This is a genomic window from Chitinophagales bacterium (assembly GCA_013816805.1).
Lineage (GTDB): Bacteria > Bacteroidota > Bacteroidia > Chitinophagales > UBA10324 > MGR-bin340.
This window is the reverse complement of record JACDDS010000007.1, coordinates 167,342-181,246: the sequence shown is the minus strand read 5'-3', so window position 1 is coordinate 181,246 and position 13,905 is coordinate 167,342. Positions and strand designations below refer to the sequence as shown.

Below are 13,905 nucleotides of genomic sequence, written 5' to 3'. Positions count from 1 at the left end.
TCATAAACATTACCTCGTAGATAAAACACTTGGCTCATTAGTCACCAATTCCTGGGAAAAATATAAAGTAATGTTTCAGGACATCCGTGAGAAACAGCCCGTTCCTTTCCTGGGCGAGTATTTTCAATGGCTCGCCGAACAGATCAATGCGCGAATGAAACAGAATCCCCGAAAACCTTTCCATGAGGAACATGCAACACTATTTTAATTACTTGTTAGAAAAAAAGATTATAAGGCTACACTAATACCTGATGATGGTGCCGTATTCACTTTCTGAATGCCGCACATACAATTCCCGTGGCCACCGCAGCATTGAGTGATTCGGCTTTTCCGAACTGAGGAATGGTAATTTTTTTTGTTATGTATTTTTCTAATTCTTTCGAAATACCACGCGCTTCATTTCCGATAATAATAAATCCCTGTTCAGATAATTGTGCCTGGAAGATATTCTCGCCATTAAAAGTTGCTGCAAAGACTTTGGCTGGATATTCTTCAAAGAGTGAACCCGGATTTTTTTCGAAAACCTTTATACGGCAAATGGAACCCATTGATGCCTGTATCACTTTTGGATTATAAGCATCCACGCAATCTCCCGAGCAAAAGATCTGAGGAATATTAAACCAATCGGCTATTCGTATAATGGCCCCCAGATTGCCCGGATCCCGGATACCGTCAAGAACCAGATTGAGGTTCGATAAAACTTCTTTTTGATCTATTTTGTAATCAGGAATCTTTGCCAGCAACAGCACCTCCGACGGTGTGGAGAGTGCGGTTATTTTTTTCATTTGCTGACTGCTTACCTCTTCAATCAAGGCTTTCCTCTTTTCCAACAACGATTCGTTAGCGGTGATCCAATTCGGCGTGGCACATATCTTTTCGACCGGTAAATTGGAGTTTAATAATTCTCCGGCTATTTTATCACCTTCAGCAATAAAGCGTTTGTATTCAATCCTGTATTTTTTTTGTTTTAGTGAATTGATGTATTTTTCAAACGACTTAGAAAGCATTCATGCATCCGTTATGGCACCGCGCAATATACATGGTTTTGTCTTTGTTCCTGTCCATTGCCTGGAGCAGCTGTGGTAACACGCGATATCTTACCGGCAACCAGGTTCTTCTGAAAGAAAATAAAATTATAGTTCAATCACCTTCAGGTTCATCAAAGGTTAGTAAAAATATTGAAGCGAATCAATCACTGCAGACAAAACTTTCTGCCCTTGCCCGACAGCAACCTAATAAAAAAACACTCGGCTTATTTAAATTAAACCTTACCATTTACAACCGGTTTCACACAGAAAAAGAGCATGGCTTCAGGTATTATATGATGACTAAAATCGGTGAACCGCCGGTCTTGTTTGATTCTACATTTCTGCCGGCCTCCGCACAGCAAATGCTTGATTACACTAAAAGCAAGGGATATCTGCTTGCCGAAACCCGCTACAATTTCACCATCAAAAAAAAACTTGCTACGCCGAAATTTTATATTACCCCCGGTCCGCTGTACACGGTTGACAGTGTATTTCTCCCTTCTGATTCCAGCGAAATTGCCGGGCTTGTAAAAGAATCAATCGGCAATACACTTATAAAGACAGGTGGAGCGTTCGACAGTGAGGTTCTAAGTGCTGAACAGCAGCGTATTTTTATCTATATTCAGAACCAGGGATACTTCCATTTCCGCCCTGACCTGATTTACTTCGAGGCAGATACTATTCAGGAAAACAAAAAAGTTAAAGTATCTGTGAAAGTAAATGCCTCCGCTGATTCCACAAACCAAAAAAAATATTTTATCGGGCACGTTTATATTTTTCCAAATTATCATCCCGAACAAAATCAATTAAATATAAAATATGATTCTACCCTGCACGGCCATTTCATTTTTATTGATGAAAGGTCCGTAATAAAACCGGCCACCCTTATATCAGCAATATTACTTTCGGAAGGAGATGCCTATTCCAGGAATAATTACAATTTTACCCTGCACCGGATTGCTGATCTGGGCATATTCAAGTTTATAAGCATCCGGTGGAAAGAGACAGAAGGAAGTAAATTAGACTGTTTTATCTATTTAACACCCGGAAAAAAACATTCAGTCTCCGCGGAAGTGGAGGCGAGTAATATAGAAGATAACGTCGGGGCTGCAGTAAAGCTTTCCTATAAAAACAAAAATGTTTTTCGCGAAGCAAATGTCCTCGATTTTAGTTTAAACGCAGGCACACAAATACCGGTTTTTAATAAAGACAGCCTGATCTTTAATCTCTCCGGACAGCTAAATCTAACGCTGCCCCGATTTCTACCAAATAATGTTTTTGTCACCTGGAACCCCCGAACGCGTCTTTCACTGCAAGTTAATTACTACAAGCAAACGAGTATTTATGTTTTAACGAATTACAGCATTGCCTATGGTTATGATTTAAGAAAGGGATATTATCGCTTTCTTCCCGGCTTGTTTTCAATCAGCTACATTAATTCATCGATACTAAGCAGCGATTTTCAGCAGCGGCTTGAAAGTGATCCGTTTCTAAAGCAAACTTTCGAGGATCAGTTGATCATAGGGCCAAGCCTGACCGCGATATTTTCAAACCAGAACACAGAGAAGGTAAAGAATTTTACCGTGTTAAGGATCTCGCTCGAAGCAGCAGGCACTATTACCTATTTGGCCAATAAAGCATTAGGTGATGGCAACCTTGAAAATAATCATTACAGTTTATTGGGAACCAATTATGCAAATTTTTTTCGGGCTGAAGCTGAGTTCCGTCACTACTTTCAGTTCACGCAAAACCGGGTCTTCGTTGTCCGCTTCAGTGCGGGGGAAGCCATCAGCTACTGGAACTCTGAAGTGATACCTTACGTGAAGCAGTTTTATCTTGGAGGGACAAACAGCCTGCGCGCCTGGAGAGTTCGCTCCGTAGGCCCGGGCTCATATAATGATACGTCTGCAGTTAATTTTTTTAATAGCGCAGGAGATATCAAATTAGAAGCAAATGCAGAATATCGCTTCACCATCTTTGAACGAATGAAAGGCGCATTATTCACGGATGCAGGAAATATATGGCTTCGAAAGAATGATCCCAATAAGCCGGGCGCTAATTTCGATACCAACCGGTTTTATAAAGAGATTGCACTAGGAACAGGTTTTGGCTTTCGCTTCGATTTCACCTATTTTATTTTACGTCTGGATCTTGCAACTCCTCTTTACAACCCTAAACTAATTGCCGGAGAAAGATGGGTGATTAATAATTTTGATCCGAAATCAAAAGACTGGCGAAAACAAAACCTGCTGTTTAACCTGGCAATTGGGTATCCCTTCTGAGGTCTTTCTTGAGCAAATCATCAGTACCTGGGTATGTATTCGCTTCAAATTAAATACACGTTTACACTTGTATTAATATTTATGTTGCCGTAGCTTATCACTTCAATTATAATTTTAAGATTGACTACGGTATATGTTTATGCGCATCACTCTTTTTTCAGGTCGTTAAATTTGATATACTCGTACTCCGGAGAGCAATCAAAGAGCTGATTTAAAATGCTCATATGTCCACTGCCAAAGAGCACCAGGATCCGGTCATGTGGTGATGTAGTAATTTTCTGAATGTTTCTAAAGATGCGCAGATTGCGATCATACCAGTACATCGCAAGGGCATCGGCACCGCGATTATTGCCAAGCTTAAAGTCCCCTGTAAGATAGGCGCCATAATTACGTTTTAATATTTCATCACTGTTTATATATTTAAAATATTTAAGCAATGGAATTTCTGTAGCTAACGTTGTTTGATAATTATAGAAGTTGATATAGCGTTTACTTACTGCATCGTTACTCTGAAAATCGTAGTCTTTAAACAGGCTGTCTAAATAGGGGTGGAAAACAGCAGAATCTTTTAATATTTCCATATCATCATAAATGGAACCTGCGTCAATCGAATAAATTGTATCTAGGTGGAACCTGTCCATAAGTCTGAAAGCTATCTGTGAAATTTCATCACGGCTCAAAGGAGCTTTACCACTTTTATAGTCCCGGTATTTGGCCTGGGCATTCCAGGCAGGTTTCGATTCTACGGCAATTTTATCAGGCTTATAAAGTGATAAATAATCCAGAAGCTCCTGAAGTTCGTTTTGTTTCTGAGGAGATAAAATATCTATCTGCTTCTCTTTGTCTGTTTTATAGGCATCCAGGTTATAATATTCAAAGTGAAACGTTCCTACAAGGAATATTTTAGGAAGACTGTCTCTGGTGTTGAAAAACTCATCAGGTTGCTTTAAACTTTGAGCGAACAAACAGTTACTGGAGAGAACATGCATCAGCCCCAGTAAATACAAATACAGACCACTTTTTTTCATATTCTCCTCGTTTAGACCTTTTCCTTATTGGCGAAATTTAACATAATCTTCAGGATTCAATATAAAACCACACAATTCGTTTTATGTAATTTTCCAAAATAAATTCTTCCTGTGATTCCACGAATACTTATTGGTGCGATTCTTTTATTGTTTGTTTTCAAACTTGGGTTTTCGCAATATGCACCAGACTATTCACTTCCCGTAAAGGGAATTAATAGCATTGAAAAGAAATATGCATGGGCCGGTGGTTTGAATAACCCTCAATTTTCCGCTATTGATTTAAATAATGATGGAATTAAAGACCTTCTGGTATTTGACCGTACCGGGAATAAAGTCTATACTTTTTTAAATCATGGAACACCCGGTTTATTAGATTATACTTATGACCCGGAATTTGAGAATGATTTCCCCCACCTGGAAAACTGGACACTCGCCCTGGATTACAATTGTGATGGCATTGAAGATCTGTTTACATATAGCTTCTTACTTAGCTCGGGTGCAACCGGAATCCGTGTCTTCAGAGGATATTATAACTGTAGTAATCACATTCAATTCTCTATTGCAGATAGCCTGCTCGTGTATCCGTTTCAGGGAAATATGCTTAACCTGTTTGTGAGCAGCGTGGATATACCGGCAATGGTAGATGTAAATAACGATGGAGATATTGATATACTTACTTTTCAGAGTACCGGTGGCTACGTGATGTATTTTGAAAATCAATCGCAGGAAGGAGGTTACGGATGCGATAGCCTGATCTATGAAAAATATGATGATTGCTGGGGTGATTTTTTTGAGAGCGGTTTCCGCAAACAGGATTCACTAAGTGTACCATGTCCTTATCATAAAGGGCAACAACAGAATAACAATTCTCTACATGCCGGATCAACATTGCTTTCACTGGATAATACAGGCGACGGTGTTAAGGAACTTATTAAGGGAGACATTTCATTCACTAACATTGTATACATGATAAACGGCGGTTCTGCAGATAATGCCCACATGGTTTCAGAGGATACGATTTATCCCTCCTACGACCGGCCCGCTGATGTTTTCATCTTCCCTGCGCCTTTTGCCGCAGATATGAATAATGATGGGTTAAAAGACTTCCTCGTGGCCCCCAATTCGCAGGGAGGGTCTGAAAACTACAAGTGCGCATGGTATTACCAAAACCAGGGAAACACTGCTTCAGCAAATTTTCATTTCCTATCCGATACTTTTCTTGTCGGCGATATGATTGATGTGGGAGAAGGCGCTTACCCCATTTTTTTCGATGCAGACAATGACGGACTAAAAGATTTGATGATCGGTAACAGGGGATATTTTAACAATGGCAATTCACAGGCACCTTATCTTGGGAAAATTTCATATTACAAAAACATCGGAGACCCGACCCATCCCTCCTTTCAGCTTATTACAAAAGACTTTGCAAATATTTCTTCATTATTTGTGAGCGGTGTTTATCCGGCTTTTGGAGATCTTGATAACGATGGTGATGATGATATGCTGCTTGGAGAGGAAGATGGTACATTACTGTATTTTGAAAATACTACTTCTCCGGGTAGCGCAGCAAATTTTGTTTTCATGCAGGCAAAATATGCAGCCATAGACGTCGGGCAGTTCAGCACACCCCAGCTGGTGGATGTAAACCGCGATGGTAAGCTTGATCTGCTGATTGGGGAGCAAAGTGGAAATATTGATTACTTTGAAAATACAGGCATTTTGCAAATCCCTTCTTTTCAGCTTATCACTACTTCTTTGGGAAATGTAGATGTCCGGCCTTACTATACTTATGGTCAATCGATTACGGGTTACAGTGTGCCTTTTTTAATTGATCTGAAAGATGGAAATGGCTACACACTCTTTGTAGGTGCTGAGAACGGACATATCTATAAATATGCCAACATCGATAATAACCTAGCGGGAACTTTTGATAAAAGGGATACCATATTTGCCGGGATTTCCGAAGGATCCCGGCTGGCTATTTCCGGCGGCGATATAGACCAGGATGGCCAAGCAGATCTCGTGATAGGAAACTACCGCGGCGGGGTTACTTATTATGATATGCACACCACTCAACTGACCGATGTGTTTTCATCCAACAGTTATAAACTCTATCCAAATCCCACAACTGGTTTTATTACCATTGAATCTCATGCTTTTAAAAACAATGGAAACTGTGAGGTATCTCTGGTGGATATGATGGGCAAACAGAAGATGATCGTAAATGAGAATTTTTCCAAAGGAACTTTAAGATTATTTTTGCCACCACTTCCGGCAGGAATTTATTTTCTTCATATTAAAAATGAACAATCTGAATCTGTACAAAAGATTGTAATCAACCGCTGAGTAGCTACGTATTTTACATGATATTAAAATCAGGAATTTTTTCAAATCTTTTCAGGGTTATTGTTTTAGGCGCTATAATAATTTGTACCGTCAACCGCAGCTATGGAAATCATATTATCGGAGGAGAGATTGGATATACTTATTTAGGCAGCAACGAGTATAACATTACGCTGATCCTGTACAGAGACTGTGCCGCTTCGAATGCACTTATGTTTGATGATCCTGCCAAAATATTTATTGTGAACAATTTCAATGGTGTAGTGGATACCATTTTAAGAATTCCATTTCCGGGTTCCGATACCTTGATGAATCTTGCAGCTAATCCCTGTCTCGTAGTCCCTCCGAATATTTGCAAGGAAACCGCTACTTACTCATGGAATGTAACATTACCTTCCAATACCAATGGTTATACCATTATCTATCAATATTATGCCCGTGTGTTAGGACTCACCAATTTACCACCAGGCCTGGTAATTGGTGGTTCGTATGAGCAGAATATCCCTGCTCTAAGTGGATCATTAACGAATAGCAGCCCTGTTTTTAATAACTATCCACCTACCTTTTTATGTGTAAATGAGCCATTGATATTTGACCATTCTGCAACGGATCCGGATGGTGATTCGCTGGCTTATAATCTTTGCGCTCCTTTGCAGATTCCCCGTGACACTGTGGGGTTTCCACTCCCATCGACTCCGGTCCCCTTTATTGCGCCTTTTTCCGCCCAAAACCCGATAGGTGGAGATCCTCAATTGGCCATTGATCCCCAAACAGGATTACTCACCGGCACACCCACTATAGTTGGGAAATTTGTGGTCGGGGTTTGTGTTTCAGAATACCGGAATAAACGATTATTGTCGACCCACCTCCGTGATTTTGTATTTGAAATAGTCCCCTGCATAAAAAGTGTGGTTGCTTCCACTCCTGATCTTGTAAGCGAGTGTAGTAACCTTACCGTTAACTTTGACAATAGCAGTGCCGGTGCGCAGTATTATCATTGGGATTTTGGAGTTCCTGGGTTTACAAACGATACTTCAAACCTGTATTCTCCATCTTATACTTTCCCTGATACCGGTACTTACACCATTACATTATATGCAAACCCCGGATCTGAATGTGGTGATACCACCGTCTCCGAGATTCGTATTTACCCTGTTTTGAATGCAGCATTTATTGCACCCGATGCCTGTTCCCCTGCAGATATTCTATTTACAGATCAATCCACTAACACCTACGGAACTATAGATACCTGGCAATGGAATTTTGGAGACAGCCTTACTTCGAGTTTACAGAACCCAAATCACGTGTATACTAACCCCGGCTCTTATAGTGCTCAATTAATAGTCACGAATACTGCAGGTTGTACCGATACATTTTTTAAAACAATTGTGGTGCATTCCCCTCCATTCGTTTCTGCAGGTAACGATACGCTGATTTGCGGACTCGACTCCATTGAGTTAAAAGGCTCAGGGAATGGATTCTTTTCCTGGTTTCCGGATTACAGCATTAGTAATTCCACAATTGCCCGTCCGAAAATCAGTCCTGATACCAATACCACTTATATCCTTACAATTGTAGATAGCTTTAATTGCACTAACACCGATACCGTCAATATAAATGTGATAAACTCGGTTACAGCCACTGCAGGCCCCGATACCACAATTTGCTACGGCGCTGCAGTCCAGTTGTCTGGTTCAGGTGGCGCAGATTTTACATGGACTCCTCAAACCGGATTGAATGCTTATACCATTTCAAATCCAATTGCCTCCCCTCTATCTACCACAACGTATCTTTTCAGAACCTTTACCGGTTCCTGCTCCAGCACAGATACGGTTACAATAGAAGTTAAGCCTATCCTGCCATTTGAGCTTAGTCCGGATGATACCATTTGCAAAGGCAGCACCATTGAACTTTCTGCCTGTTGCGGAACATCTTATAACTGGTCTTCTCCGAATGGGTTACAAGATCCTGCTTCATCCACTCAAATGATTACTCCTGACATTACTACTGTCTTCACAGTAACTATAGTCGATACCAGCAAATGCCCTGTAAGCCGGCAGGGATACATAACCATTTCAGTTGCTGTTCCACCTGTATTGACCACCATTCCGGATACATCCGTAATAAGCGGAAACAGCATACAATTGTATGCCTTTGGCGGTGGTACTTATGAATGGCTTCCGGCTGCGTCCCTGAGTGACAGCCATATTTCCTCCCCTGTCGCTACTCCTGATGTCACAACTACTTACACGGTTGAAGTAACATCTGTGGAAGGTTGTAAAGATTTCGGAACGGTGACGGTAAGGGTGAATGAAGACGTAGTGATTATTTTTCCCAATGCATTCACTCCAAATGGTGATGGTGTCAACGATTTTTTCAAGCCTTTTGTAAGCGGAGACTTTGAAACCGGAGTGTTTCAAATTTTAGACCGCTGGGGTCAGGTAATTTACGAGTCGAATGATCTTACTGCAGGATGGAATGGAAAAAGTAAAGGGATCCATCAACCTATTGGTACCTATATTTATTTCCTTGCGGGAAAGTCTCTTTTAAGTGGCCTACCGGTTCAGAGGAAAGGAAGCGTGACGTTACTGAGATGATACGATTTACTGAAAGAAGTTTTTATTTTCGCGGTCTTATTCCTTGCTGAGAAAACCATTATTATCAATTAAGCAATTGATTTTAAAGCCCGGGTGGTGAAATTGGTAGACACACCATCTTGAGGGGGTGGCACCGAAAGGCGTACGAGTTCGAATCTCGTCCCGGGCACTAAAACACCAAGAGGTGCGGGTTTCATCAAGCAACAAGAAAGTTCGACAAATAGTCGTGCTAATTGGTACTTCGAGATTCTAAATTGCACTTTCCATTAAAACGTTGTCATAGTATTACAATCAGCCTATCCAGCCGAAGGTGCGCTTAAACCTTTACCCTAAACCATCGCTCTAGCAGAGGATACGGCGTCAATACCTAACTTGCACTTAACTTTAGCTTATTCTCTATCAGTAAGAATAGTTCACAATCTGCCTCACGAACTTTCTATGCACTTCACCTAACATATGCTTTATAAAACAAGGGCTGTGATATTCACGCCGTGTTCAATAAAAAAAAATTCACCGTAAATTTGTACTGATTTCTTATAGTTAATAACCTATCGATACATAATTCAATCCACCATTTTTTAAATCCATAAAATGAGAATTATTTCTTCTCTAATAATTTTAATGTCTCTGTTTCGTTCGATTTCAGCCTTTTCACAAGCAGGAACCCTTGATAGCACCTTCGGTACCAACGGTACCCTTATCATTAATACAGGTCACCGGTACAGTGCAGGAAATGCAGTAGCCATACAGTCAGATGGAAAAATTCTGGTGGGCGGATCTGCAGCGGATGATGTTCTCTTTAAAGATTTTGCATTGGTCCGTTATATGCCAGACGGGACACCGGATAATACGTTCGGAACAAATAGTGTGGTAGTTACCGATTTAGGTATTGAAAATGGTGAAGCAAATTCTATTGCCATACAACCTGATGGAAAAATTATTCTGGCAGGATTTTATGGAAGCAACGGCGCCTCGAACTTTACTTTAGTGAGGTATTTTCCGGATGGCTCCATAGACAATACGTTCGGGAAAAGCGGGATTGTAAATATGGACTTTGCAGGATATGATATTGGGCATGCCATAGTACTTCAGCCGGATGGAAAAATAGTGGATGCAGGGGCCAGTTATCCCTACGACCTGGACCATGAGGTGGTAAGATTTACTACCGATGGATCACTTGATGACACTTTTGGGAGCGGTGGTAAAACCGTAACTCCGATAGGCTCCGGCGATGATGCAGCGTATTCTGTAGCGTTGCAGCAGGACGGAAAAATAGTGTCGGGCGGATATGCAAATGTGGAAGGCTATGTCAACTTCGCACTGGTGCGATATAATGAAAACGGATTTCCCGACAGTACTTTCGGAGTTAATGGAATAGTTGCTAATGAACACGGCTTTGGAAAAGGCGTTGGGGTGCAGGCCGACGGAAAAATCTTGCTATGCGGATACTCACACAATGACTTTGCCTTAATTCAATATAATAGCGACGGCTCGGTCGATAGTTCCTTTGGTACTGATGGCGTAGCCATCACTGACTTCAGCGGTAATTTTGACCTGGGAAATGCCATGGTCATTCTTCCCGAGGGAAAAATTGTAATTGCAGGTGAGTCTGATGTTGCTTTAGAAGGTGATTTTGCTTTAGCTCAGTACAACCCGGATGGCTCTGCAGACAAATCTTTCGGAAGCAAGGGAAAGCTGACCACTTCTTTCGGAAACAGTTCGAGTGCGCATGCTATAGCCTTGCAACCCGATGGTAAGGTAGTTGCAGCAGGTGTGGTTGATGATAGCGCAGGAACCAGCATAGCAGTGGCAAGATATACAGATGGCTTTGGAACTGCTGTTCAGAGTATACCTGCAATATTAAATTCCATTTCCATTTCTCCTAATCCATTCCACGATTTTGCAACTGTTGAATATGCGCTGTTGCAGGATGAAAAGCTGGCTGCCCGGCTAACCGATGCAAGCGGTAGTACCATTCAAAATATTTTTTCTGATCAGATTCGTTCTAAAGGCATTCATCATGAAATGTTGCATATGAATAAATCATTACCCGCCGGAAATTATTTCCTCGTTATTACAGACGGGCTGCACGAGGTAAGTGTCGCTGCGGTAAAACAATGATCACTTTTGCAAGGCATAAAAGTTTCCATCACATGACTCCACACACAATACAACAGCTCTTTTAATGTTGAGCTGGTAGATTGAATCTCCTGTAATTTTATTTAACGCTACAGAGTAGCGGCTGCTTCCCGATGCATAAATAATTTTATTGCCGTAAACAACCGGACTCACCGTGATCCAGCCATGGTCATTAAACCGATGCCAGATTTACTTTCCTGTTATCGCATTCAGGGCATTTAAATAGGAATTCCGGCAACCAAAATTGAGCATACTGTCAGAGATAAGCGGAGAACTTGTAATGCCGGTCTGGCTATAAATATCGGTATCATCGCCGTTTTAATCTCAAGATTTCACGTCCTGTTTCGGCATTAGGAGCGTGAATATAAGTGTTCCACCCTCCAAAGTAAACATCCTGGAGATGCACCTCCAATATCTCAGTATATACCATCAATAAAGAAACGAGTGGAAAAAATCATGATTCGTCAGAATTTGATTGTGATTTTTTATGGCCTCAAAAAATAACCTGTGAGGTAAAAGATAAAAAAGTAACAATCTATTTAAATAATAAACCTGTTTTTACAGATTCGTATTTAACAGAACCTGGCCATTTAGTCGGGCTGAGCATAAGCTTTGAAGGCACAGGTAAGATTATGGATGTGGATCTGAAATAATAATTAATCAAATAATATTGATTAATTATCCACCTTTAAAAATGTTTTCCTTTCCCATTGCGCAGGCACCTGGTTATTGGTAAAAACAGAATTCACCGCAACTACATATATATCTGGCGGAAATTGATTTGTTGCTATTTGAAAATGATTTACTCCAGCCTGCATTTGTAATATTTCACTTTCATATACCACCTTGCCCATTTTATTAAATATAGAAATGCGGCAGCTTTGCGGTAAAGCAGGCTCAAGAGTGAGATCAAGTACATTTGGAATAATGGCTTTAGCAATTAATTTAAAAGCACTTGTTATGAGGCCATTTTCTTCCAGCAAAGACAACGGTACCCGGATAAATTTCGGGCGATAAGTATCAGGGTCGAAATGATCCCTGAACACATTTTTACACTGAGAAGGGCATGCATCCGTACCGGTTGTATCAACTTTATCGTTCAGGTTATAAGAAATTAACAGTTCATTATTTTTTGTCCATTCGGGGTGGGGAAAAGCATTATAAGTGAGCATGTAATGTCCGAAAAGCTGATCTTCTATAGTATAAAGCAAGATTTGATTTGTAAATGGTCCGGTAGGGCCTGAACTTTTATATGCATAAATATTCCGGCCAAGTCCGCAGGTGAGATAGCCATTTTCCTGTGTGATAATGTAATAAAAATCTTTATCCCTGACTACACCGAAAGTTGGTGACACTACCTGATTAGAAATTTTTTTAGCAGCATTTGCACTTGATGACCAATCACTTCCCGTATAAAATTCCCAGGCGCCAGACATCAGGTTATCGAAACTGGTCCTGGCGACATATGGCTCATACACAATCCAATTAACCTTATTTCCATAGAGATAATATTTATCATCATCCGGATTATAAATTACCGCTTTCCCAAAAATAATTCCATTCATATCCGGTAGCCTGGTCATGCTTACAAGAGTAAAATCATGCAATGTAACTTTTGCAATGTATTGCCCAAGAAAAGCAAGCAGGCTGTTATATTTTCCCAGGAAAACATAAACGGTATCTCCCCTCACAAAACCATGATCGGGCCAAAACCAGCTGTTGCCAACTGTGCCTATTTTAAAATAAGTTTGGTTGACACCGCTTTTGGTTGTATCAATATATGTTTTCATATGATTAGGATCCGCTGAATCCAGAATGGTAAAACAATTGTGAACCTGGAACAAGCAGGGAATGGTATTATTAGAGGTATCTAAATCATTGATGTGGCTGTCTCCAAAAAGAAACATGGACTTACCATTTGGAAGTGCAATAGATATCGTGGCATCACCGGCAATAAAGCCATGAGTTTCACGAAAGTAATTTGTGAAAGTAGTATCGGCGTAAGAAGATTGCCCAAAAGATTGCAGGCTTACAAAAGCGTTAAGGACAACAATTAAAAGTGTATATTTTATTTTCATTTCAGATTCATTTTAATTACTATCAAATAAGGCAAAATTAATTTTACAGGCGAAAAGGTATTAATTCCGATGCAATAAAAGAACTGTATCCAGGCAGATGTAATCAGTCCTTAATTCATACGCTCGCCCATCAATAGAGGAAGGAACAGGAAAATAACAACATAGAATACAAGTGCAATAAGCGGTAAATCTAGCAATAGGCAAGCCCATTTTAACTTGCCGATGCGATACCAATAATAACTTCCTGTTATTAAACATGCCCCAATCAAGATAAAGAATATCATCGATGTTAAGGAAGAAGCATCCAAAGGATGCAGCTGAAAAAGGGTATTGATCAGCCCTTTTATTAAAAATAATTCTATAACAACAATGATAACCCACATAATCCAAAAAAAAACCTTCATTATCTA

The 13,905-nt window shown here is 40.3% G+C and carries 9 protein-coding genes and 1 tRNA gene; 6 read left to right on the top strand and 4 right to left on the bottom strand.

Going from position 1 to position 13,905, the window contains the following annotated elements:
• Window positions 1-70 precede the first annotated feature (70 nt).
• Window positions 71-208 carry a hypothetical protein gene (locus H0W62_07950; protein ID MBA3648467.1) on the top strand — a complete coding sequence of 46 codons (138 nt, stop codon included), beginning with the start codon at window positions 71-73 and terminating at the stop codon, window positions 206-208.
• A gap of 58 nt (window positions 209-266) precedes the next feature.
• On the opposite strand, the gene H0W62_07945 is transcribed toward H0W62_07950, so the two are convergent.
• Entirely contained in the window at window positions 267-1,007 is a 741-nt protein-coding gene (locus tag H0W62_07945; GenBank protein MBA3648466.1) for an RNA methyltransferase, read from the bottom strand.
• Window positions 1,008-1,009: 2 nt separating this feature from the next.
• On the opposite strand from H0W62_07945, the gene H0W62_07940 reads away from it, so the two are divergent.
• Window positions 1,010-3,310 carry a BamA/TamA family outer membrane protein gene (locus H0W62_07940; GenBank protein ID MBA3648465.1) on the top strand — a complete coding sequence of 767 codons (2,301 nt, stop codon included), beginning with the start codon at window positions 1,010-1,012 and terminating at the stop codon, window positions 3,308-3,310.
• Window positions 3,311-3,456: 146 nt separating this feature from the next.
• Here the strand turns inward: H0W62_07940 and H0W62_07935 are convergent, their stop codons facing one another.
• Complete coding sequence (locus H0W62_07935) at window positions 3,457-4,338, bottom strand: hypothetical protein (protein MBA3648464.1); 882 nt, start codon at window positions 4,336-4,338, stop codon at window positions 3,457-3,459.
• 111 nt (window positions 4,339-4,449) lie between these two features.
• Here H0W62_07935 and H0W62_07930 point away from each other — a divergent pair, with 111 nt between their 5' ends.
• From H0W62_07930 to H0W62_07915, 4 genes are all read left to right on the top strand, one after another.
• Entirely contained in the window at window positions 4,450-6,684 is a 2,235-nt protein-coding gene (locus tag H0W62_07930; protein MBA3648463.1) for a T9SS type A sorting domain-containing protein, read from the top strand.
• Between the two features lie 17 nt (window positions 6,685-6,701).
• Complete coding sequence (locus H0W62_07925) at window positions 6,702-9,278, top strand: gliding motility-associated C-terminal domain-containing protein (protein ID MBA3648462.1); 2,577 nt, start codon at window positions 6,702-6,704, stop codon at window positions 9,276-9,278.
• 87 nt (window positions 9,279-9,365) lie between these two features.
• Window positions 9,366-9,447, top strand: a tRNA-Leu gene (locus H0W62_07920).
• Between the two features lie 422 nt (window positions 9,448-9,869).
• Complete coding sequence (locus H0W62_07915; GenBank protein ID MBA3648461.1) at window positions 9,870-11,399, top strand: hypothetical protein; 1,530 nt, start codon at window positions 9,870-9,872, stop codon at window positions 11,397-11,399.
• A 692-nt stretch (window positions 11,400-12,091) separates the two neighbouring features.
• Here H0W62_07915 and H0W62_07910 read toward each other — a convergent pair.
• Together H0W62_07910 and H0W62_07905 are read right to left on the bottom strand one after the other, a co-directional pair.
• Window positions 12,092-13,495 carry a DUF5005 domain-containing protein gene (locus tag H0W62_07910; GenBank protein ID MBA3648460.1) on the bottom strand — a complete coding sequence of 468 codons (1,404 nt, stop codon included), beginning with the start codon at window positions 13,493-13,495 and terminating at the stop codon, window positions 12,092-12,094.
• A gap of 110 nt (window positions 13,496-13,605) precedes the next feature.
• Complete coding sequence (locus tag H0W62_07905; GenBank protein MBA3648459.1) at window positions 13,606-13,899, bottom strand: hypothetical protein; 294 nt, start codon at window positions 13,897-13,899, stop codon at window positions 13,606-13,608.
• Window positions 13,900-13,905: the final 6 nt, after the last annotated feature.